General features: G+C 70.9%; 24 protein-coding genes and 2 pseudogenes. 11 read left to right on the forward strand and 15 right to left on the reverse strand.

The annotated features are described in order from the left end of the window. Positions 1-73 precede the first annotated feature (73 nt). The 7 genes from SA2016_RS11155 (at position 74) to SA2016_RS11185 (ending at position 7,759) form a co-directional block, all read left to right on the forward strand. On the forward strand, positions 74-1,315 hold the full coding sequence (locus tag SA2016_RS11155; protein ID WP_066498061.1) for an acyl-CoA dehydrogenase family protein: 1,242 nt from the start codon (positions 74-76) through the stop codon (positions 1,313-1,315). A 35-nt stretch (positions 1,316-1,350) separates the two neighbouring features. Continuing rightward, a complete protein-coding gene (locus SA2016_RS11160) occupies positions 1,351-2,565 on the forward strand; it encodes an acetyl-CoA C-acetyltransferase (protein WP_066498063.1) in 1,215 nt (404 codons plus the stop codon). Positions 2,566-2,647: 82 nt separating this feature from the next. After that, positions 2,648-3,400 (forward strand): 3-oxoacyl-ACP reductase FabG, encoded by a 753-nt coding sequence (gene fabG / locus SA2016_RS11165; RefSeq protein ID WP_066498064.1) that lies wholly within the window; start codon positions 2,648-2,650, stop codon positions 3,398-3,400. Between the two features lie 37 nt (positions 3,401-3,437). Continuing rightward, a complete protein-coding gene (locus SA2016_RS11170; protein WP_066498066.1) occupies positions 3,438-3,890 on the forward strand; it encodes a MaoC family dehydratase in 453 nt (150 codons plus the stop codon). A gap of 17 nt (positions 3,891-3,907) precedes the next feature. Beyond that, positions 3,908-5,077 carry a zinc-binding dehydrogenase gene (locus tag SA2016_RS11175; RefSeq protein ID WP_084249460.1) on the forward strand — a complete coding sequence of 390 codons (1,170 nt, stop codon included), beginning with the start codon at positions 3,908-3,910 and terminating at the stop codon, positions 5,075-5,077. Then, the gene (locus SA2016_RS11180; RefSeq protein ID WP_066498067.1) at positions 5,074-6,273 is read left to right on the forward strand and encodes an acyl-CoA dehydrogenase family protein; all 1,200 of its coding nucleotides are present in this window, start codon (positions 5,074-5,076) and stop codon (positions 6,271-6,273) included. Before SA2016_RS11175 ends, SA2016_RS11180 begins: the two co-directional genes overlap by 4 nt. A 46-nt stretch (positions 6,274-6,319) precedes the next feature. Then, entirely contained in the window at positions 6,320-7,759 is a 1,440-nt protein-coding gene (locus SA2016_RS11185) for an NAD-dependent succinate-semialdehyde dehydrogenase (RefSeq protein ID WP_084249461.1), read from the forward strand. A gap of 746 nt (positions 7,760-8,505) precedes the next feature. On the opposite strand, the gene SA2016_RS20920 is transcribed toward SA2016_RS11185, so the two are convergent. The 5 genes from SA2016_RS20920 to SA2016_RS11205 are packed head-to-tail and all read right to left on the reverse strand — an operon-like array spanning position 8,506 to position 10,937. Beyond that, on the reverse strand, positions 8,506-9,312 hold the full coding sequence (locus SA2016_RS20920) for a chromate transporter (RefSeq protein WP_229711006.1): 807 nt from the start codon (positions 9,310-9,312) through the stop codon (positions 8,506-8,508). Continuing rightward, on the reverse strand, positions 9,198-9,563 hold the full coding sequence (locus tag SA2016_RS22245) for a chromate transporter (protein ID WP_229711005.1): 366 nt from the start codon (positions 9,561-9,563) through the stop codon (positions 9,198-9,200). Before SA2016_RS22245 ends, SA2016_RS20920 begins: the two co-directional genes overlap by 115 nt. Then, entirely contained in the window at positions 9,560-10,237 is a 678-nt protein-coding gene (locus SA2016_RS11195) for a YncE family protein (RefSeq protein WP_066498069.1), read from the reverse strand. Before SA2016_RS11195 ends, SA2016_RS22245 begins: the two co-directional genes overlap by 4 nt. Further along, entirely contained in the window at positions 10,228-10,587 is a 360-nt protein-coding gene (locus SA2016_RS11200; protein WP_066498072.1) for a YncE family protein, read from the reverse strand. Before SA2016_RS11200 ends, SA2016_RS11195 begins: the two co-directional genes overlap by 10 nt. A gap of 17 nt (positions 10,588-10,604) precedes the next feature. Continuing rightward, positions 10,605-10,937, reverse strand: coding sequence for a hypothetical protein (locus SA2016_RS11205; RefSeq protein ID WP_066498074.1), 333 nt, complete (start codon positions 10,935-10,937; stop codon positions 10,605-10,607). A gap of 94 nt (positions 10,938-11,031) precedes the next feature. Between SA2016_RS11205 and SA2016_RS11210 the strand changes: the two genes are divergently transcribed. Next, on the forward strand, positions 11,032-11,547 hold the full coding sequence (locus SA2016_RS11210; RefSeq protein WP_218030642.1) for a Chromate resistance protein ChrB: 516 nt from the start codon (positions 11,032-11,034) through the stop codon (positions 11,545-11,547). Positions 11,548-11,567: 20 nt separating this feature from the next. Then, positions 11,568-11,779 (forward strand): annotated as a pseudogene (locus tag SA2016_RS22650) (chromate resistance protein ChrB domain-containing protein); the annotation flags it as partial. Positions 11,780-12,023: 244 nt separating this feature from the next. Here SA2016_RS22650 and SA2016_RS11215 read toward each other — a convergent pair. The 10 genes and pseudogenes from SA2016_RS11215 to SA2016_RS22490 all read right to left on the reverse strand — a co-directional run bounded on the left by SA2016_RS11215 (position 12,024) and on the right by SA2016_RS22490 (position 19,061). Beyond that, on the reverse strand, positions 12,024-13,022 hold the full coding sequence (locus SA2016_RS11215) for an aldo/keto reductase family protein (protein WP_066498075.1): 999 nt from the start codon (positions 13,020-13,022) through the stop codon (positions 12,024-12,026). A 32-nt stretch (positions 13,023-13,054) separates the two neighbouring features. Next, a complete protein-coding gene (locus tag SA2016_RS11220) occupies positions 13,055-14,080 on the reverse strand; it encodes a LacI family DNA-binding transcriptional regulator (protein WP_084249463.1) in 1,026 nt (341 codons plus the stop codon). Beyond that, entirely contained in the window at positions 13,984-14,817 is an 834-nt protein-coding gene (locus SA2016_RS22250) for a Rieske 2Fe-2S domain-containing protein (RefSeq protein ID WP_306505431.1), read from the reverse strand. Before SA2016_RS22250 ends, SA2016_RS11220 begins: the two co-directional genes overlap by 97 nt. Beyond that, positions 14,733-15,797, reverse strand: a pseudogene (locus SA2016_RS22255) (NAD(P)/FAD-dependent oxidoreductase); the annotation flags it as partial. The pseudogene SA2016_RS22255 and the gene SA2016_RS22250, both read right to left, overlap by 85 nt. Positions 15,798-15,843: 46 nt before the next feature. Beyond that, complete coding sequence (locus SA2016_RS21785) at positions 15,844-16,422, reverse strand: COG4315 family predicted lipoprotein (RefSeq protein WP_084249464.1); 579 nt, start codon at positions 16,420-16,422, stop codon at positions 15,844-15,846. Between the two features lie 451 nt (positions 16,423-16,873). Continuing rightward, positions 16,874-17,194 (reverse strand): hypothetical protein, encoded by a 321-nt coding sequence (locus tag SA2016_RS11235; RefSeq protein WP_141305756.1) that lies wholly within the window; start codon positions 17,192-17,194, stop codon positions 16,874-16,876. A 93-nt stretch (positions 17,195-17,287) separates the two neighbouring features. After that, positions 17,288-18,175 (reverse strand): diacylglycerol/lipid kinase family protein, encoded by an 888-nt coding sequence (locus SA2016_RS11240; protein ID WP_066498080.1) that lies wholly within the window; start codon positions 18,173-18,175, stop codon positions 17,288-17,290. Next, the gene (locus SA2016_RS22260; protein ID WP_257125752.1) at positions 18,172-18,294 is read right to left on the reverse strand and encodes a hypothetical protein; all 123 of its coding nucleotides are present in this window, start codon (positions 18,292-18,294) and stop codon (positions 18,172-18,174) included. Before SA2016_RS22260 ends, SA2016_RS11240 begins: the two co-directional genes overlap by 4 nt. A 10-nt stretch (positions 18,295-18,304) precedes the next feature. After that, positions 18,305-18,778 (reverse strand): hypothetical protein, encoded by a 474-nt coding sequence (locus tag SA2016_RS11245; protein WP_066498082.1) that lies wholly within the window; start codon positions 18,776-18,778, stop codon positions 18,305-18,307. 40 nt (positions 18,779-18,818) lie between these two features. Next, positions 18,819-19,061: a LapA family protein gene (locus tag SA2016_RS22490; RefSeq protein ID WP_066494095.1), complete on the reverse strand. Its 243-nt coding sequence runs from the start codon at positions 19,059-19,061 to the stop codon at positions 18,819-18,821. Positions 19,062-19,460: 399 nt separating this feature from the next. On the opposite strand from SA2016_RS22490, the gene SA2016_RS11255 reads away from it, so the two are divergent. Next, the gene (locus SA2016_RS11255) at positions 19,461-20,540 is read left to right on the forward strand and encodes a fatty acid desaturase family protein (RefSeq protein ID WP_066498083.1); all 1,080 of its coding nucleotides are present in this window, start codon (positions 19,461-19,463) and stop codon (positions 20,538-20,540) included. 126 nt (positions 20,541-20,666) lie between these two features. After that, positions 20,667-21,575, forward strand: a complete 909-nt coding sequence (locus SA2016_RS11260) for a DMT family transporter (protein ID WP_141305661.1) — start codon at positions 20,667-20,669, stop codon at positions 21,573-21,575. The last annotated feature ends 6 nt before the right edge of the window (positions 21,576-21,581 follow it).

Here is a 21,581-nt window from a genome sequence, read left to right on the forward strand (position 1 = left end):
GCCCGCCATCCGCCCCCGGACGACGGCCTGACCGGCCAATCCCCCGAAGACGCACGAAACACGAGGAGAACAGATGACCATCAGCGCCACCCGCCCCCAGGCCCCCAGCCGACCTGCCAGCGTCAGCGGGGACCTCCTGGAAGACCACGACATCTACCAGCTGGACCGGCGGCTGACGGAGGAGGAACGCCGGATCCGCGACAAGGTGCGCGCCTTCGTCGACGCCGAGGTCCTTCCCGTCATCAACGACTACTGGGAGCGGGCCGAGTTCCCCTTCGAACTGGTCCCCAGGCTCGCAGAGCTGGGCATCGCCGGGACCGTGATCCAGGGCTACGGCTGTCCCGGAATGAGCCGCATGGCAGCCGCACAGGTCTCCGTCGAGCTCTCGCGCGGGGACGGCTCCATCAACACCTTCTTCGGGGTCCACTCCGGCCTGGCGATGGGCTCCATCAGCGCCCTCGGCTCCGAGGAGCAGAAGCAGCGGTGGCTTCCCGCAATGGCGCGCCTCGAGCGCATCGGCGCCTTCGCCCTCACCGAACCGGACCATGGCTCGGACTCGGTGGCCCTGGAGACGAGCGCCCGCCGCGACGGCGACTCATGGGTCCTCAACGGCGCCAAACGTTGGATCGGCAACGCCTCCTACGCCCACGTCGTGGTCATCTACGCCCGCGACACCGAGGACGGCCAGGTCAAGGCCTTCGTCCTCGAACGAGGCCCCGAGGAGGACTTCGCCCCCGGGTTCCGCCCCACCGTCATCACCGGCAAGATCGGCAAGCGCGCGATCCTCCAGCCGGACATCGTCATCGAGGACCTCCGCCTCCCCGAGGCGAACCGCCTGCAGAACTGTCGCTCCTTCAAGGACGTCAACAGGGTCCTGAACACCACCCGCGGAGGCGTGGCCTGGGAATCCCTCGGACACGCGATCTCCGCCTACGAGGACGCCGTCCGCTACGCACGCCGGCGCGTCCAGTTCGGAAAGCCCATCGGCAGCTTCCAGCTCGTGCAGAACACCCTGGCCAACATGCTCGCCGAGACCACGGCCATCAAGCTCATCTGCTTCCGCCTGAACGAGCTGCAGGACGAAGACGCCCTCACCGGCCCGATCGCGTCCCTGGCGAAACTCGCCGCCGCCAAAAAGGCCCGCTGGGTGGTCTCGGCCGCACGCGACATCCTGGGCGGCAACGGGCTGCTCCTGGAGAACAACATCGCCCGGCACCTGACCGACATGGAGGTCGTCTACACCTACGAGGGCACCGACTCCATGCAGTCCCTCATCCTCGGCCGCGCCATCACCGGCATCTCCGCATTCGCCTGAGCCCCCCACCACCACCCTCACCCGAAGGGAACACCATGCCCGAAGCTGTCATCGTCTCCGCCGTCCGCTCCCCCATCGGCCGGGCTCGCAAGGGCTCCCTGCGCGAGATGCGCGCCGACGACATGGCGGCCCAGATGGTCCTGGCCGCCCTGTCGAAGGTCCCCGAACTGGACCCCGCCGAAGTCGAGGACCTCATGCTCGGATGCGGGATGCCAGAAGGGGAGTCCGGCCAGAACCTGGCCCGCGTCGTCGCCGTCCGCGCCGGCCTGGACACCGTCCCCGGCACCACCGTGACCCGCTTCTGCGCCTCCAGCCTGCAGACGACCCGGATGGCGATGCACGCCATACGGGCCGGCGAGGGCGAGGTCTTCATCTCCGCCGGCGTCGAGTCCCCCAGCCGCCTCGGCCTGGGCCGCTCGGACGAGGACACCCGCAACCCCCGGTTCCGCGCAGCATGGGAGCGGACGGCCCAGCGGGCCGCCGGCGCAGCAGAGGCGTGGCGGGACCCCCGCGAGGACGGCCGGATGCCGGACGTCTACATCGCGATGGGCCAGACCGCGGAGAACGTCGCGCAGCTGCGCGGAATCAGCCGCGAAGCCCAGGACTCCTACGCTGTCCGCTCCCAGGAGCGCACCGAGAAGGCCCAGGCCTCGGGATTCTGGGACCGTGAAATCAGCCCGCTGACGCTCCCGGACGGCACCGTCGTCACACGCGACGACAGCCCCCGCCCGGGCACAACCCTCGACGCCGTGGCCGGGCTTCCACCTGCCTTCCGGCCCGACGGCACCGTCACCGCAGGAAACGCCTGCCCCCTCAACGACGGCGCAGCGGCGCTTGTCATCATGAGCGACCGGCGCGCCAAAGAGCTGCAGCTCACCCCGCTCGCGCGGATCGTCTCGACCGGGGTCTCCGCCCTCTCCCCGGAGATCATGGGCCTGGGCCCCGTCGAGGCGACGAAGCAGGCCCTCGCACGGGCTGGGATGACGATCGACGACGTCGACCTCGCCGAGATCAACGAGGCCTTCGCCGCGCAGGTCATCCCGAGCATGGAGGACCTGGTCATCCCCGAGGAGAAGCTCAACGTCAACGGAGGAGCGATCGCCCTCGGGCACCCTTGGGGCATGACCGGTGCCCGCATCACCGCCACCCTGCTCAACTCCCTCCAGGAGCAGGACAAGCAGGTCGGCCTCGAGACCATGTGCGTCGGCGGCGGCCAGGGCATGGCCATGGTCCTCGAACGGCTCTCCTGAAGCCACGGCCCACCCTGCCGGTCCCCATCTCCGCCCCCCTCGTCCTTGCCCGTTTACCACACCCGACCTCTAGGAGCAGAACATGACCACCCGTACCGCCATCGTCACCGGCGCGGCCCGCGGCATCGGCGCCGCCCTCGTCCGGCGGCTCGCCGCCGACGGAATGACCGTCGCCGCCGTCGACCTCTCCGCCGACGCCTGCGACGACGTCGTCGCAGCCGTTGCCGCCGCCGGCGGCACCGCAAAGGCCTACAGCGCCGACGTCTCCGACGAACCCTCCGTCGCCGAACTCGTCGACAGCGTCGCCCAGGACCTGGGCGCACCCACCGTGCTCATCAACAACGCCGGAGTCCTCCGCGACAACCTGCTCTTCAAGATGACCGCCGAGGACTGGGACACCGTGATGAACGTGCACCTGCGCGGCCACTTCCTCATGTCCCGCGCCGTCCAGGCCCACATGACCGGACAGGGCTGGGGACGGATCGTGAACGTCTCCTCGACCTCCTCCCTGGGAAACCGCGGCCAGGCCAACTACTCGGCCGCCAAGGCCGGCATCCAGGGCTTCACCAAGACCCTCGCCATCGAACTGGGCAAGTTCGGCGTCACCGTCAACGCGATCGCCCCCGGCCTGATCGAGACAGCCATGACGAAGGCCACCGCCGAGCGCATGGGCGTGCCCTACGAGGACTTCACGAAGAGGGCCGCCCAGCAGATCCCCGTCGCCCGGGTCGGCCAGCCTGAGGACATCGCAGCAGCGGCGTCCTTCTTCCTCCGGGACGAAGCGTCCTTCGTCTCCGGCCAGGTCCTCTACGTCGCCGGCGGCCCGCGGGCCTGAGTCCCGCCCGCCCACCCCTTAAGCAAAGGAAAGAGCCATGCAGACCTATCCCAGCCTCGACACCTACACCGAAGCGACCGGCAGCCACCTCGGGTACAGCCCCTGGCGGCCGGTCACCCAGGAGCAGGTGAACCTCTTCGCCGACGCCACCGACGACCACCAGTGGATCCACACCGATCCCGAGCGCGCCAAGGACGGCCCCTTCGGCACACCGATCGCCCACGGCTTCCTCACCCTCGCCCTCATCCCCGCCTTCCTGCGCGAGGTCTACCGCATCGAGGGACTGTCGATGGCCGTCAACTACGGCTCGAACAAGGTCCGCTTCCCCCGCCCCGTGCCCGTGGGCGCCATGGTGCGCGCCGGAGTCGAGCTGCTCGAGGTGGAGGACGCACCCCAGGGAATCAGGGCCACCACCCGGGTCACCGTCGAAGCCCAGGGCTCCGACAGCCCAGTCTGCGTCGCCGAGATCCTCTCGCTGCTGCGAGCCTGAAGGGAGAGCAAGGAGCCATGACCACCCACACTGCCCAGGCCGCTGCGGGTCGCCCATCTGCCGCCGAAGGCGGAGAGCTGGCTGCATCGGACGTCTACCCGCAAACGGTCCGCGCCCTCGTCCACCGGGGGCAGGACGCGCCAGCGCGCGTCGAGAACATCCGGCTCCGCCGTGCAGGCCGCGGCGACGTCCGGGTGAAGATCGCTTCGACCGGGGTCTGCCACTCCGACCTGTCCCTCTCCAACGGCACCCTCCCCCAGAGGTTCCCGGCTGTCCTGGGCCATGAGGCCAGCGGAACCGTCCTGGAGGTCGGAGAGGACGTCTCCGACGTGGCAGTCGGGGACAGCGTCATCCTCCTGTGGAATCCCTCCTGCGGGTCATGCTGGTTCTGCCAGGCCGGAGACCGCCACTTGTGCGCCCACGCCTCGGATGGGGCCCGCCGCCCGCTGGCCCTCGACGCCGACGGAGCGACCGTGTGGGCCGGGCTCGGGGTCGCCGGCTTCTCGGAGCAGACCGTCGTCCCGGCTGCCTCGGTCCAGCGCATCGAGGGCATCCGGCCGGACCAGGCCGCCATGCTCGGCTGCGCCAGCGTCACCGGAGTCGGGGCTGCGGTGAACTCGGCACGCGTCACCGTCGGGGAGAGCGTGGCGGTGACCGGGCTCGGAGGCGTCGGCCTGAGCGCCGTCCAGGGAGCCCTGCTCAGCGGCGCCTCCCAGGTCCTCGCCATCGACCGCAGTAGCGAACGCCTCGCCCTCGCCCAGGACCTGGGCGCCATCCCCGTCCAGGCCGACGGCGAGGCCCTCGCCAGGATCCGGGGTATGACAGGGAACCGCGGCGTCGACGCAGCCATCGACTGCGTCGGGGCCAGCGCCACCATCCGCCAGAGCTGGGACATGACACGACGCGGCGGAAGGACCGTCGTCGTCGGGATCGGCCGCAAGGAGGACTACGTCGCGTTCAGCCCCCTCGAGCTCTTCCACTCCTCCCGGTCCCTTATCGGCTGCGTCGCCGGCGGAAGCGACCCCCGCACCGACTACCCCCGCCTTCTGGACTGGGTGAAGGCCGGGACCCTGGTCACGGACGGCCTGATCACCGACAGGCTCGGACTCGGCGGGGTCGAGGAGGCCTTCGAGAAGATGCAGTCGGCCTCCGGCGGCCGCACCGTGATCGATCCGGCCCTGCCGTGAGCACGGCCGTGGAGCAGGCACTCGCCGACCCCGCGGACCTGATCTCGTTCGACTCGCTCCTCTCCGACGAGGAACTCGCTCTGCGGGACACGGTCCGGGAGTTCGTGCGCGCGGAGATCAGGCCGAACATCGCCCGCTGGTACGAGGACGCGCACTTCCCGCTCGAGATCGTCCCCGAACTCGCACGGCTCGGCCTGCTGGGCATGCACCTGGACGGGTACGGCTGCGCCGGCCGCTCGGCGGTCGAGTACGGCCTCGCCGGCGCCGAGCTCGAGGCCGGCGACTCGGGCCTGCGCACCTTCGTCTCGGTCCAGGGCTCCCTCGCGATGTCCGCGATCCACAAGCACGGCTCCGAGGAGCAGAAGGCCGAGTGGCTGCCGCAGATGGCCGCGGGCGAGGCGATCGGCTGCTTCGGCCTCACCGAGCCCACCGCCGGCTCCGACCCCGGATCCATGAAGACCTACGCCCGCCGCGCCGGCTCGGGCGAGGACGCGGACTGGATCCTCACCGGCGCCAAGCGCTGGATCGGCCTCGCCAACGTCGCCAAGGTCGCCGTCATCTGGGCCATGACCGACGCCGGCGTGCGCGGCTTCCTCGTCCCGACGGCGACCCCCGGCTACACCGCCACCCCGATCCAGCCCAAGCTCTCCATGCGCGCCTCGATCCAGTGCGAGATCGAGCTCGACGAGGTCCGCCTCCCCCACGATGCGGTCCTGCCCAACGCCGCCACCGGGCTCAAGGGCCCCTTCTCCTGCCTGAACGAGGCCCGCTACGGCATCATCTGGGGCGCCATGGGCGCCGCCCGGGACGCGTTCGAGGACGCGCTCGCCTACTCCAAGGAGCGGCTCCAGTTCGGCCGCCCGCTTGCCGGCTACCAGCTGACCCAGGCCAAGCTGGTCGACATGGCCCTGGAGATCAACAAGGGCTTCCTCCTCGCCCTCCACCTCGGCCGGCTCAAGGACGCCGGGAAGCTCGCCCACCACCAGATCTCGGTGGGCAAGCTCAACAACTGCCGCGAGGCCATCGAGATCTGCCGCGAGGCCCGCACCATCCTCGGCGGCAACGGCATCACACTGGACTACTCGCCGCTGCGGCACGCCAACAACCTCGAGTCCGTGCGCACCTACGAGGGCACCGACGAGGTCCACACCCTCATCCTCGGCCAGCAGCTCACCGGAGAGGCGGCCTTCCGGTGACCGCGGGGGGGAACCGCACACCCTCTTTGAACCGAACAGGAGCACAGTGAACAACTACAGATCCGTCAACCCTGCAACCGGCGAGCTTCTCGCGGAATACCCGATCCTCCCTGACGAGGCACTCGCCGGGCTGGCCGACCGCTCCCAGCGGGCCTACAGCTCGTGGCGCTGGGAGGCTGTCGAGAAGCGGGCCGACCTGCTGGTCAGGACCGCCGACCTCTACGCCGAACGCGCCGACGACCTCGCCAAGATCGCGACCGAAGAAATGGGCAAGCCCATTGCCGAGGCGCGCAAAGAGGCCCAGCTCGCCGCGGCCATCTTCCGGTACTACGGCCTCAAAGGCCCCGAGCTCCTGGCCGACGAAGTCCTGCACCCCCGCAGCGGCGACAATGCAGTCGTCCGCTCCGCTCCCCTCGGCCCGCTCCTGGGCATCATGCCCTGGAACTACCCCTACTACCAGGTGGCCCGCTTCGCCGCACCGAACCTGCTGCTGGGCAACACCATCATCCTCAAGCACGCGCGCAGCGTGCCCGGCGCTGCCCTCGCCATCGAGGCACTCTTCCACGAAGCAGGCCTCCCAGCGCACACCTACCAGAACGCCTTCGTCTCCACCGGCCAGGTGGCGGACCTCATCGCCGACCCCCGGATCTGCGGCGTCTCCCTCACCGGCTCTGAGAAGGCTGGAACCGCCGTTGCCGAGATCGCAGGGCGCCACCTGAAGAAGCACGTCCTCGAACTCGGCGGGGCCGATCCCTTCATCGTCCTTGACGACCGCAATCTGGACCGCACCGTCCGGCTGGCAGTACTCGGCCGCATCAACAACGGCGGACAGGCGTGCGCCGCCTCCAAACGGTTCATCGTCCTGGACGAAGCCTACGAGTCCTTCGTGACCGCCTTCGCCGCCGCTATGGCCGGCATCAAGCCCGGCGACCCCACCGACCCCGACACCCTGCTGGGGCCGCTGTCCTCCGAAGCCGCCGTCGAAGAACTCCTCGACCAGATACGGGACGCGACCGACCAGGGCGCCGTCATCCTCGCCGGCGGACGACGAGCGGACCGGCCCGGAGCCTTCCTCGAAGCCACCGTCCTCACCGACGTCACGCCCCAGATGCGCGCCTACCACGAAGAGCTCTTCGGGCCCGTCGCCGTCGTCCACCGCGCAGCGTCGGTCGACGAGGCAGTCGAGATCGCGAATGACTCCCCCTTCGGCCTCGGAGCGGCCGTCTTCACCGCCGACGAAGCCCTGGGCCATGACGTCGCCGACCGGCTCGAAGCCGGCATGGTCACCGTGAACGGCGTGACCCAGACACAGCCCGACCTTCCCTTCGGCGGAGTCAAAGGCTCAGGAATCGGCCGAGAACTCGGACGCTACGGGCTCGAGGAATTCGTCAACAAGAAGCTCATCCGCGTTCCCCACATGGCCGGCAGGCAAATCGGATCGGCCGAAAACAACCCGAAAGCCCCAGCGGCCGCTCCCCAGTCGTAACGGGAATCTGCAAGAGGCGGGGAATTCTGCTGAACCCCCTTATCACTCCTCGACGTCACGTGCACGCCACAAGCTGAGGACCTAGACCGGAGGCGTCCAACGGCAGGCCATGCCCTCGGCCATCGGACCCCTCCGGTTCCCTCGGCCACACCTCACAAATGCCGTCCCATAAACCGTTCCTTTGACGGGACAGCCGCAAGACCGGCCAAGCGTCCCCAGCGCGCTGGGGACTCCCTTGGGAAGCCAGCGGCTCCTACTGCCACGTTCATCTTTGCAAGGTGTCTCACTCGCTCTTTCCGAGTAATGCAGAGGAAGGAGCTTTGACGGGACAGAGATCGCGGAAGAGTGGCGGCTTGGTGATGGCGCCTACGGCTTCACCTAGCCCGGTAGCATTCCTCCTCACACTGCTTCCCTCGCGGGGACCGGCCATCAGGATGACTCGATCATCGGCACACTCAGTCCTCTCACGACTCGTCGGCGGCGCTGGGAGGTGTGGGCGCCGCCTGGCGCGCAGGGCTCGGGCGTCGATGACGAGGCGGTGGTTGGTGCGCCAGAGCTTGTCGGCGATCTCGGTGCCTCCCAGGCGGGCGCCGTCCGCTCGAGGTCGGCCACCGGGCCGGAGCGCAGTGGAGGCACGGGCCACGCCCCGGGGCGACAGCCCGAGCAGCGAAGACCGGGGCCAGGGCGGCGCTCTGGCCGCCCCTCCGGCCCGGGTCGGTCTCGCGGCCGGAGCCGGGCGGGCGTGGTCAGTGTGGGAGGTGGAGGGCGAGTCCGAGGATGCCGGCGGCGAAGACGATCCAGGGCTCGGCGATCTTGAACCGCCAGAGCAGTCCTAGGCTGACGAGGCCGATGGCGGCGGTGGCCCAGTCTATGACGGCTTCGCGGGTGAGGACGACGACGGCCCCCGAGAGTGCCCCGGCTGCGGCGGCGGTGGCGCCGGCGACGAAGGCCTTCACGCGCCTGTTGTCGCGGTGGCGGACGAACCAGCGGCCCAGGAGCACGACGGCGAGGTAGATCGGGGTGAAGATGCCCACGGTGGCCACGATCGCGCCGGGGAGTCCGGCGGTGAGGTAGCCGATGAACCCGGCGGTGATGACGACGGGGCCCGGGGTGATCAGGCCTATGGCGACGGCGTCGAGGAACTGGGACTGGTCGAGCCAGTGGTGCTGGGTGACGACGCCGTCGCGCAGGAGAGGCACGATCGCCAGACCTGAGCCGAAGACCAGGGCGCCGGTCTGGAGGAAGAACAGGCCAAGGGGCAGCAGGGCGGCGGTGCCGCCGGTCCCGAGGGCTGCACCAGGCGCCGCGAGGAAGGCCGGGACCAGCGCGTGGCCGGGCGCCTTGGGCGGTCGGTGCGGTGCCTTGGGTGCTCGGTTCTTCCGGCGTCGCCGTGTGGGCGGGGCGTCGAGAAAGAGGATGAGGAGCCCGGCGGCGAGGATCAGGGGGATGGGCTCGGAGCCGGTGAGGGCGGTGACGGCGAAGACGGCGGCGCTGATCGCCCAGAGCCGCCAGTCGGTCCGGTCGGTGAGCTTGAGGAGCTTGTAGGCGGCGATGACGATGATGCCATGACGGCGGGGCCGATGCCGTAGAAGAGGGCCTGGACGATGCCGGTGCCGGAATAGGCGGAGTAGAGCGCCCCGGCGGCGACGACCATGAGGAAGGAGGGCCCGATGAACGCTCCTGCGACGGCGATCGCGCCGAGGCGGAGGAAGTAGAGCAGGATCTTCCCGAAGGGGACCTCGTCTGGTCCTTCGGGCGTGGTCCCCGCGCCCGGGGCCGGCCCGTCGGTACCGCCGTGCTTCATTTGGCGGGTTCCATGATGCGCAGGACGGGGTGGCCGCCGATGTCCTGGAGGGGGAAGTAGACCCGGTGGGTGGCCTGGTCGACGGCGACGGTGTGGGCGTGGTCGGCGAGCTTGGCCGAGGCCACCGGGGCCAGGGAGCGGTCCTTCTCGTCGAAGACGCTGACCGTGCCGTCCTCGGCGGCGACGTAGAGGCGGTGCAGGCCCTGGTCGTAGGCGAGCACGTCGGGGGTGGCGCCGGTGTCGAACCGGGCGGTCACCTGCCTGGACTTCAGGTCCAGGACGAGGAGCCTGGCGTTGTCCTCGCAGGCGATGAAGGCCAGCTGCTCGGCCCCGTCGATGTAGAGCCCGTGGTTGCCCTCGCACCCGTCGCCGACCTTGGTCCGGTCCGTGACCGTGTCGGTGACGGGGTCGATGGTGACGAGCTCGCCGTGGCTCTGCTCGTTGACGAAGACCTTCCCTGAGGACGCGTCGTCGACGACGTTGCCGGCCTCCCCGCCGATCTCCACGGGTGCGAGGGCCTTGGAGCCAGCCAGGTCCACCACCGTGACCGTGTGGTCGTGCTCGTTGGAGACGTAGGCCTTGCCCAGGGCGGGGTCGTACGCGATCCCGTCCGGGGTGTCGCCCGACTTCGCCCGGCCGATCTCCTTCAGGGTGGCCGTGTCGATCAGGGCCACCTCGTCCGTCCCCGTGGAGGCGGCCAGGAGCGTGTGCCGGTCGGGGCGACCATTACCCCGTGCACTGACGGGGTGCCTGTCACGGTGCCGGCGACAGCGGGCTTGTCGAGGTCGATCGCCTCGACCGTGCCGTCGCCGAGGTGGGCGATGTAGAGCCGGCGGGCGCCAGGGTCGATGGCTTGGTAGTCCAGCCGCGTCGGCGCGCCTGGCAGTGCCAGGTCCTGCACCTGCCGCAGCGGCAGGGCAGACGCCGGGGCCGCGGCGGACCCCGAGCAGGCGGTCAGGGCGACGGCGGCCGCTCCCGCGAGCACGGCGGCGGCCAGGCGGCGCGGAACTGGACGGAACGGCACGGCAGGCCTCCTGCGTCTCAGAGGACGACGACGTTGACGAGGAAGGCGACGACCGTTCCCGCCGCGACCACCAGGGACGTCCGGGCCAGCGGCCTCATCGCCGCTGCGACGAGAGCGGGGGGAAGCCCTCCGGCGATCAGGCAGATGACATCGCCGACGCTGACGGCAGGCATGAAGTCCTCGTTCAGCAACCACACATTGGCCAGCAGCCGCCACCCCACCACGGCGGCGAACACCCCGGCCGCGGACACCGCCAGGGGTGACGCGGGCCAGCGCGCGAGGAGCGCGGCGACGGCCACCGCCGCTGCCGAGAGCAGCGCGGCGAGCAGGATCAGCACGGGATCGATCATCAGGGGCTCCTCACGGTCGGTTCCATCGGCCTAGATGCGGGTGCGTCGCCTCGACTAGCTTACGCAACCATGGTTACACGCCTACGATGGGCGGGTGAACACCGCGTCCTTCGCCCCTGGCTCGTGGGTGCTGCTGAACTACCGGATGCCCCGGGTGCCCTCCAGCCCGCGGGTCGCCGTCTGGCGGCGGCTGCAGTCCCTCGGGGTGGCCCAGCTCGGCGACGGCCTCGTGGCCCTGCCCGCCGACGCGCGCACCAAGGAGCACCTCGAATGGATCGCGGCCGAGGTCATCGCCAACGCGGGCACCGCCACCGTCTGGACCGGACAGCCGGCGGCCCCTTCCGAGGGACGCAGGATCGCCTCCGCGATGCAGGAGGAGCGCCGGCAGGAGTACCTCGCCCTGACCCTGGAGGCCGCCGACGCCGCTGCGCTCGGCGGCGCGGCCCGGGCCCGGGCCGGAAGGCGGCTCCAGGGCCAGCACCGCAGGATCACGCGCCGGGACTACTTCCCTCCCGCCGAACGCGACATCGCCCGGGCCGCCGTCCGCGCCCTCCTCGCCGACCAGCCCACCGCCCGCCAGACGGCCCTGGCCGAGGAGGCCGGCCGGTGAAATGGGCCACCCGCCCCGGCGTGCACGTCGACCGGGCCGCCTGCGCCTGGCTCATCCGGCGGGCCATCGACCCCGACGCCGAATTCGTCTACACCCACGACCCCGCCGCCCTCCCGCCGACGCGACCCCCTTCGACATGCCCGGGGTCGACCTCGGCCACCACGGCCCCGACTGCTCCTTCGAGACCATCCTGCGCAGGTACGAGATCCACGACCCCGTCCTGAGCGCGATCGCCGAGCTCGTCCACGAGGCCAACATCGAGGACGACCGCTTCGACGCCCCGGCCCGCCCCCAGGCCTGGACGTCATCATCCGCGGCCTCTCCATCACCCTCGACGACGACGCCGTCCTCGCCGCCACCGCCCCGATCTTCGACGGCCTCTACGAGTACTACAAGCGCGGCCTCATCCTCGGCCGGGACCCGGCCTGAGGGCCGGGGGGCCGCTCGGGGGGCGGCCGGCCCGGCTGGTGCGGACCTCAGGGGCGCTCGAGGAAGGATTCGACCTTGGCCGGGTCCCGCTCGACGACATCGCCCAGGACGGCATCGGCCCTGGCGAGGACCTCGGGGGGCAGGACGACCCCCGCTGCGGTCGCGTTGTCCTTGAGCTGCTCGGGGCGGGAGGCGCCGACGATGGCTGCGGAGACGTTCTCGTTCTGCAGGACCCACGCGACCGCGAAGGCGGCCATGGACAGCCCAGCCTCCTCGGCGAGCGGCCTGAGCGCTTGGACACGTTCGAGCACTGCCGGCTGCATGTAGCGGTGGTCCGCCTTCACGGCGCCCTCCGCGGTCGAGAAGCGCGAGGCAGCGGGTGCGCTCCGTCCCGGCAGGTACTTGCCCGTCAGGACGCCCTGGGCGATCGGCGACCACACGACCTGCCCGATCCCCAGCTCCTGGGAGAGCGGCACGATCTCCGGCTCGATCACCCGCCACAGCATGTTGTACTGCGGCTGGTTGGACACGAGCTGGATCCCGAGCTCCCGCGCGAGGTCCGCCGCGGCCCGGATCTCGTCCACGGTCCACTCGGAGACCCCGATGTAGTGCGCCTTGCCCGCGTGCACGATGTCCGCGAACGCCTGCATGGTCTCCTCCAGCGGCGTCTCGTAGTCGTAGCGGTGGGCCTGGTAGAGGTCCACATACTCCATCCGGAGCCGGCGGAGGGAGCCGTCGATCGACTCCATGACGTGCTTGCGCGAGAGGCCGCGGTCGTTCTTGCCTTCCCCGGTGGGGAAGTAGACCTTGGTGAAGACCTCGACGCTCTCGCGCCGCACGCCCTCGAGCGCCTCCCCGAGCGCGCTCTCGGCGCGGGTTCCGGCGTAGGCGTCCGCCGTGTCGAAGGTCGTGATGCCCAGGTCGAGGGCCGCGCGCACGCACGCCGTGGCGGCGTCCTGGTCGATCTGCTCGCCGTGCGTGACCCAGTTGCCGTACGCGATCTCGCTCACGTACATCCCGGAGCTGCCGAGCCTGCGGTATTCCATTTGGGGTTTCCTCACATTGGTCGGGGATATGGTCAGCGGGCGCCCGCGCGCAGCCGGCGGGGCGGGGCCGTCGATCCGCGCACCACGAGCCTGGCCTCGATGCGGCTGGTGCGCGCCGGCTCGCCGGAGAGCGCTCCGATGAGCGCTTCGGCTGCGAGGCGCCCCTGCTCCGCGACGCCATGGTCCATGGTCGTGAGGCCGACGGCGCCGGAGAGTTCGTGGTTGTCGTAGCCGACCACCGAGAAGTCCCGCGGCACCTCGAGGCCGGCGTGCCGGAGGGCGGAGAGCGCCCCGAAGGCGAGCTCGTCCGATGCCGCGAAGACGGCCGTCGGGGGCTGTACCCGGGTGAGCAGGGAAGCCATTCCCGCTGCGCCGTCCTCGACTGTGTTCTCCACCCCGAGCTCGAGCGAGGGATCCGACGGCGCCCCTGCCTCGAGGAGGGCGTCGCGGTAGCCGAGAAGGCGCTCGGCCGGAGGCACCCCGCCCAGGGGCGAGCCGGGCGCCTCCCGGATGCCGAGGAAGGCGATGCGCTCGTGGCCGAGGTTGAGCAGATGCCGCACCGCCGCGCGTCCTCCGTCCCTGTCCTGGACCTGCACCGACGCCGCACCGGGGCGCTCCGAGCCGACCAGGGCCACGGACTGGCCCTGGGACTCCAGGGCGGCGAGCTCCTCGCCCGTGAGCTGGAGGGCCACGACCAGGGCTCCGTCGGAGCGCCCGTGCAGCCGAGGGCTCGCGAAGAACTCGGAGCGGAGCCTGGGCGTGGAGACCTCGGCCAGGAGCACGTCGTAGCCCTCGCCGCTGAGCACCCGCCCGGCCGCCGCGATGACCTCGGCGAAGAACCACTTCGACAGGAGCGGGACGACGACCGCGACCGTGCGCGTGCGCCCGGTCGCAAGCCGGGACGCGCTCGGAGAGGCCGCATAGCCGAGCTCGTCCGCCGCCTTCTGCACGCGCTTGCGGGTCATCTCTGAAATGCCTGGGATGCCGCGGAGTGCCCGCGATACCGTCGAAACCGACACCTCTGCGCGTTCGGCAACCGACTGGACGGAAACGGCCATGGACTGACAGTACCGGGCGCGGGAAGAGGAACGCAAGCGCTTGCGAAGATCCCACCGCTGGGGACCCGCGCGGCGCGCGGCAGCTGGCGCGTCTCCGGGCCGGTCTGGGTGCGGACTGCCACTACGCCTCGGGACGCCTCCCCGCTGCACGCTGCCCGTGGCCTCCCACGGATCTCAGCCCGCCTCGGGGCGGGCCGGGCTTCGGGGAGGGTGCGCTGTCGGAGGGGGGTGGTCGCGGGCCCCCGGATGGGGGATCCTTCGAGGGAGAACCTGGATCCGTGGCAGGGGCAGTCCCAGGTCGCCTGGTCAGGATTGAATTCGACGGTGCAGCCCAGATGTGTGCAGGCCGCGGAGAGCGCGTGGAGGGCCCCGGCCGGGTCTGCGTAGACGGCGGCCGGCTCCCCGTCGAGGTCGAGGACGGCGCCCTGGCCCGGCCCCAGCTGGGGCGCCCCTGCCGCGGAGGGCCCGCGGCCGCGGGGGCCGCCTCCGCCGCGCGGTCCTCTGCCGCACCGTCCTCGCGGCGGGGCACGGGAGGCGCGTCGCGGGTGCTGTCGAAGAGTCCTGCCCAGGGGCTCCTGAGCCCCGAGACGGCGTCGGCGACCACGAGCGCGGCGGCGGTGCCGTTCGTCAGGCCCCATTTCCGCAGCCCGGTGATGACATGGATGTGGCGTGCGCCGGGGGCGATCGGGCCGGCGTAGGGCAGCCCGTCGGAGGGCATGCAGTCCTGGGTGGACCATTGGTAGGCCGGCTCGCCGGCCCCGAGCCGTTCCCGGGCGTACGTGGCCAGGCGCCCGAACCGCTCCCCCGGCGCCCCGCCGCCGGGGACCGGGTGCCCCTCCCCGCCCACGAGGATGTAGTCGGTGCCGTCGATGCGGGTGCCGAGGATGGAGCGCATGGGCTCGTCGGCGCTGATGAAGGTCGCATCGCCGCCCAGCGCTGCCGTGGGGCTGGCGACGACGTAGGAGCGGTGCAGCCGGCAGAGCCGGGCGAACCGGCCGTGGTCGCCGATCGGGAGGTTCGTGGCGACGACGACATCGCGGGCGCGGACCCTCCCGCCCTCCGTCTCCACCAGCACGGGCGCGCCATCCCGGATGGCGCGGACACGGCTCTGCTCGAACACTGCGCCGCCGGCCCCGTCGAGGGCGCGGGCGAGGCCCTGGAGGTACCGGACCGCGTGGACCTGGGCCTGGCGGTCGAAGCGGACCGCGCCCTTGGCCGGGAAGGGCAGGGGGACCTCGGTGGTGTAGGAGGCGGGAAGGCCGAGTTCCTGTGCGAGCTCGGCCTCGGCCCGGACCCGGGCCAGGGCCTCCTCGCCCTCGGCCCAGGTGTAGTTGGCCACCCGGCGGAAGCCGCAGTCGATGCCCTCCGCCTGCACCGTCGCGGCGATGTGCTCGATCGCTGCCTCGTTCGCCTCCCCGTACGCCCGCGCGGCGTCGAGGCCGTGGGCGGCGGCGAGCCCGGTGTACGCCAGACGGTGCAGCGAGGTGACCTTCCCCGTGGTGTTCCCGCTGACCCCGGTCCCGACCCTGGCGGCCTCGAGCAGGACGACCGCCAATCCCCTGCGCCTGAGCTCCAGCGCGGCCGTGAGCCCCGCGATGCCTCCCCCGACCACGGCGACATCGGCCTCCACGTCCCCGGCCAGGGCCGGATACCCCGTCGCGGGGGCGCTCGCCAGCCACAGGGAGGCGGCGGCCTGCGCCTCTTGTGCATGTCCCATTCCAGGGCCTCCCTGCCCGTGGAGCCGAGGCCGCCCGGGTGCCGGTCTAGTACCCGGAGGTACCCGAGCTGGCGGAGGAGCCGGACATGCCCGGGGTGCCCGAGGCAGCTGTGAGCGGGGTCTGGATCATGGACCCGTCGGAGCCCACGACGTACCACACACCCGCTACACCCTGCCCATGTGCCTGTCCGGGACCGGTGTCCTTGGCGTAGTAGTAGATGGGCATCCCGTTGATCGTGACCTGCTGCCTGCCGTCAGCACTGGCGACGGTGCCTGTCTTGCCCGTGACGCCCTGCAGCTTCGGAGCCGTGTCGCTCGTGACAGCCGGCCAGAGCGAAGCGCATCCGCCCGTGCACGCGCTCTTCGTCTCCCCAGGCTTGTCGAGCGTATAGAAGTAGACCGTCACCCCCCTTCCGTCGACGACGATCCTCTGGCCCCCGACAGTCGACGTCTGCAGGCTCAGCGCTCCTGACCCGGACGCGGAGGACGTCGTTGTGGAGGCGCTCGACGCCGTCCCGCCTGCCCCGTAGCCGCTTCCGCTTCCACCGCTGCCCATACAGCCGGCCAGGGCAAGGGCGCAAGCTGCTGAGGCAGTCGCGAAGAGGAGAGCTGCTCGCTTGTTCATGATGTGCCCTTCCGATCCGGGTACGGCTCACCGCCGCTGACCTGAAGACGACGCTGCGCGCCATTCGGTTCAAGCGCGGCTCGGATTGGGGCCAACGTCGCGTGTGGATCGTGGCGGACTACGGCGCGCAGCAGCGGGCCGCGAGCTCGAGCCCGACGGGGTCCGCGAAGCGCAGCCGGCACTTGGGCTCTCTCGTCAAAGGTTCCTTTGACAGGACCGCGCGTCGGGCTTGCCCGATCCCCTGCCCTCCCGAGACTTCCTCGGAAATTGACAGCCGGGGAGTAGACCGGCCACGCCTGCTCCTCTTCGCACAAGAGCAAAGGGAGAAGCGCTGCTGGTTCTCTGAGGCCTGAAGAGCACGTGCTCGCTGGGCCTTCCGGCTTGGTCCCGAGTCCCAGCACGTTCACTGGTCAGCGCGCTGGCCTGCCCCGAGCCGGAGCGTGTCGCCCTGTCAGGCCAGAGCCACAGCGCATGTGAACCCGGCGAGCTCCTCCGGGCGGACGGGGACAGGATCGGCCGGCACGGCGCCGATCCCGGAGAGCCACACGATGAGCTCCTGCCGCTCGTCGAAGGTCAGGTGCGTCCCGTCGATCGTGTCCCCCCTCATGAGGGCCTCGACGTCCTGCGGGCGGCAGATGACCGCCTCCCACCAGCCGTTCTCCGTCCAGCCGCCCAGGCGCAGTACCGTCAGGCGCAGCTCGGCTCCGGGCGGCAGGCCCGAGGCGGCGTCCCGGATCATGTTCCGGTACATACTCCGGTCGTTCTCTTCCATCTCCACCATTTCCTTCGCGTGGTCCCAGGGATCGGCGCCGAGGCCGGCGGCGTCATCCTCTTCAGAGGGGGCGGGTGTGATCCGCGGCATGCGCTAGCCGAGGGTTGCGAGTGTCTGGCGCCGGGACTCGACGAGCACGGGTGTGCCGGCTCCGACTGTCATGACCTCGCCGTCGATCTGGAGCGGGATCGGGTCGGTGCTGGTGAACCTGTAGCTTGGCACGCTGGTCTGGACCCCGAGTCCGACGGTGACGGCCCGCAGGGCCATGAGCGCGATGCGCCACTTGGCCCCGTGGGGCAGGATGACGACTTCGAACATCCCGTCGTCCGGGAAGCCTGCCTCGCTGATGCGGCCGTACTTGGCGATCCGGGTGATGTTGGCCAGGATCAGGCTGTCCAGCACGGCCCGCGCGCCGTCCGCGCGGGTGATCTCCAGGGGTGTGAGGCCGCGCAGGGCGCGGGCCACGGAGAGCAGTTCGGTGAAGCGTCCCTTGACGCCCGCTTCGATGCCGATGGCCATCAGGGGCGTGAGCCCGAACCCCACATAGGAATGGGCGTAGCGGGACCACTGGTCCGGCCCTTCCCCTACGGTGAGTCGGAGGAGGTCGATGCGGCGGACGTCGCCGCGGACGATCGCGTCGATGATGGGCAGCGTGCGGGTGCTTCGCCGGTGGTCGTTGGCGTTGCCGGCACCCATGACAGCGCAGACGGCCTGGCCGCCGGCGTCCATGGCGCCATTGACGACGTCGTTGTACCCGCCGTCGCCGCTGATGGAGACCAGCAGCGGGCGTCCGCCCTCGGCAGCCGCCAGGGCACGTCCATGGCCGGGGAAGGCTGTGGGGCGCAGGCTCAGCGGCGTGTCGGGCAGGCGGGCGCCCAGCTCGGTCCGGAGCTCCTCGGCCAGGAGTGCCGGGGCCCGGCCGGACGGGTTGTAGATCAGGAGGATCCTGTCGAAGGGTGCCCCTTCACCCCGAGCCCTCATCGCGCTCCGAGGTGGCCGCCGTCGTCGTCCCAGACCTCGTTCTCGGCTTCTTCCTCGGCCTCTGCGCTGGGGACCCGAGCGGCCGGCGGGTCGTGGCGGGTCCTGTAGATGTCACTCACTGTGGCCTCCTCACGGGCCGAAGTCGATGGCGGCCGCTGTCTCGGCGACGCGCAGGAAGCGTTCGTGCTCTGCCTCGTCGAGGTCGGCGCGGGCCTGGCGCGCGAGGTCCTTCTGCGCCAGCGCCTTGAGGGTGGCAGTGCGCACGATGGTGCCCACGACCTGCGCGAGGCCGTCCCTCAGCTCTTCGAGGCTGGTGCTGAAGATCAGGAGCCGCCGGTCCGCGATCTGCAGGCCCGCGTGGCCGAAGCCGGCCTCTTCCAGCTTCCTGCGGGTGGATTCCGCGTGGACGGCCTCGATCTCCAGCGGGTCCGGGCGCCGCGAGAGGGATGCTGTGACGGTGTACCGCTGCGGCCCCTCGGACGTGAGGGTCTCGGCGGGCAGCGAGCTGAGGACGATCCCGGTCACCCGGAGGGGATCCTCCGGCCCGGTGAGGTCGCTTGGCCTGGCGAAGAGGTCCTCGGTGCGTTCTGGAGTGCTGTTCATGGCGTCTCCTCGGGCGTGGTTCCGGGCTGCGGCAGGATGATCACGCCCTGGCGCCGGCCTTGCGGGACCTGCGGGCATTGGATCGGAGCTGGACGATGCGCGCAGCGCCTGCGGCCGCGACGAGGATGCCGCCGCCGACTGCCGCGATGAGAAGCGCCATGCCCAGGGTGACGGTGCCTTCCAGCCCGAGGAACAGCACGCTGGCGGGCTGCTGATTCTGCAGGATGAAGACGATCAGCAGCACCAGGGCCAGCAGTGCCACCACGACGGCGGCCCACACCATCCCGACCCTGGTGGTCCTGGGCTTCCTGCCGGTCGCGGAGGGGGCCTGGACAGCCCCGGAATCCGGGCCGTTCCGTCCCGTAGCATCTGGGTGGGGCTCTTCTCGTCCTGCGGGGCTCTGGGGGTTGACCGGTAGAGAGGTCATGGTATTCAGCCCTTCTGAGGGGCCGGGACCCGGGCCGGTCTGCGGCTCCTGGGGTCCCGATCCACTGTCTTTCAGGCTACGCCCGCAGCGCGGCGGCCGGCAGGGTAGAAAGGACCGGGTCCGTCAGGGCTGCATGAGGCCGTGACACGGGTGCTGGGCCCGCCGTACCCTCAGAGGAGGGCAGGTGTCCGGTGCAGCAGGTGTCCGGTGCAGGAGTCTCGATCGGGGCGGTGCCCCCAGCGGATCCGAGGAACCATGGCCCAGAACAGCGAACCAGACGCCCGGGCCATTCGCCCGAACCGCGTGGTCAACAGCTATGTGGCCCTCCAGAGGCAGGTGCGGGACGCGGGCCTGCTCGACCGGAGGCGCGGCTACTACATTGTGCTCTTCGCGATCCTGGCCATCGCCTGGGCCGGCAGCTGGACCGGCTTCGCGCTCATCGGACCCTCGTGGTACCAGCTGCTGATCGCGGCTGGACTCGGGATCCTGATGACCCAGTTCGGATTCCTCGCCCATGAGGCCGCGCACAGCCAGGTCTTCGCCTCCTGGGCGGCCAACGAATGGTCCGCCCGCCTCATCGGCAACGGGCTCACGGGAATCAGCTATGCCATGTGGCAGCAGAAGCACTCGCGTCACCACTCCAACCCGAACGTGATCGGCAAGGATCCGGACATCAAGCCCGGGACCATCGCCTTCCACGACGCGGCTGCCGCCGCGCGGCCCCGCTGGCTCCGATTCGTCACCCGCCACCAGGGCTACCTGCTCTTCCCGCTCCTGCCGTTCCTCGGCTTCGCCCTGCAGGTCGACTCGTTCAGGTTCCTGCTCCGACGGGCCCCCGTGCAGCGCAGGGCGGTAGAGCTGGCGATCCTCACCGGCCGGGTACTGGCGGTGCCTGCCCTGGCATTCTGGCTCCTCCCCCCGGGCATCGCCGCCGCGTTCATCGGAGTGCAGCAGGGCGTCTTCGGCTTCTACATGGGCGCCACCTTCGCCCCCAACCACAAGGGCATGAAGATCTTCTCAGCGTCCGCACAGGCGGACTTCCTCACCCGCCAGGTCATGTCCTCGCGCAACATCCGGGGCGGGCGCATCATGGACGTCCTCATGGGCGGCCTCAACCACCAGATCGAGCACCACCTCTTCCCGACCATGCCCCGGCCGGCCCTGGCCCACGCCGAGAGCCTGATCCGGGCCCAGTGCGCCCAGCAGGGCATCCCCTACACCGCGACGAGCCTCGTGGCCTCCTACGGGATCATCATCAGATACCTCAACGCCGTCGGCCACGGCCTCGGCACCGTCTTCGAATGCCCCCTCGCCACCCAGCACCGCCCCAACTGAGCGCCCCGCGCCAGCTGACCGCCCCGCGCCGGCCGTCGAGACAAACCCGATCCGGCCACGGGCAGGACGCGAGGGAGCCGGGGCTGCCTGCTGGCTCGGCAGAAGCGCCTGGACTATGGTCAGGCAATGGTGGCAGCCGCCGCGGAACGCGCCCTCACGTCGTACCACTGGTTGGGCATCCCGATCGCCCTATTGGGAGCAGTCCTGCTGTCCCTGGGGACGCTCTTCCAGCACCGCGGCGTCGATGACAGCGCCGGGCCTCCCGGCCGGGGCCGCGGCGGCATGGGAGGGGGCCGGCTGCAGCGGCTCGTGCGCCGGCCGGCATGGCTGGCCGGAACCGGGATGCTCGCAGCAGCGGTCGTCCTGCAGCTGACGAGCCTCCGCTTCTCACCCCTGATCGTCGTCCAGCCACTCGGGGCCTTCGCCCTGGTGGTCACCACCCTGGCCACCGCACGGATGACCCGGGCCGTCCCCGGGCGGCGGACCGTGGTCTCGGTCCTGCTGTGCGTGGCCGGCGTCGCCGGGTTTGTGACCGTGGCCGCCCTCTCGGCCCAGGACGCGCCGATCAGCGACCACCACCTGGTGACCATCCTGATCCTGCTCGGGATCGTCCTTGCCCTCCTCGGCGCAGGCTTCGCCCTCTTCCACCGCAGATGGAACGCCATCGCCTACACGGTCGGTGCCGGGGTGCAGTTCGGCTTCGTCGCGGCCCTGGCCAAGACCGTCATCGCCAGAATCCTCCAAGGCGACTTCGAATGGCTCTCCCTGACCTGCCTCGCCGGCCTCGCGGCCGCGGCCGGATTCGGCGCCTACCTCGTCCAGAACGCCCACACGAGGGGGAGCTCCGAACTCGTCGTCGCCGGGCTGACCGTGGTCGACCCACTGGTCGCCGTCACCATCGGCATCACCGTCCTCGGCGAGGCGGACACCGCACCACCGGCGGCATTCGCCGGGTTCATCCTCGCCGGTGCGGTCGCGGTCGCCGGAGTGGCCTCCCTAGCCACCGTGCACGTCAGAGGGGTCCATGGGCGATAGTCGCGA

It is taken from the genome of Sinomonas atrocyanea, from assembly GCF_001577305.1.
Lineage (GTDB): Bacteria > Actinomycetota > Actinomycetes > Actinomycetales > Micrococcaceae > Sinomonas > Sinomonas atrocyanea.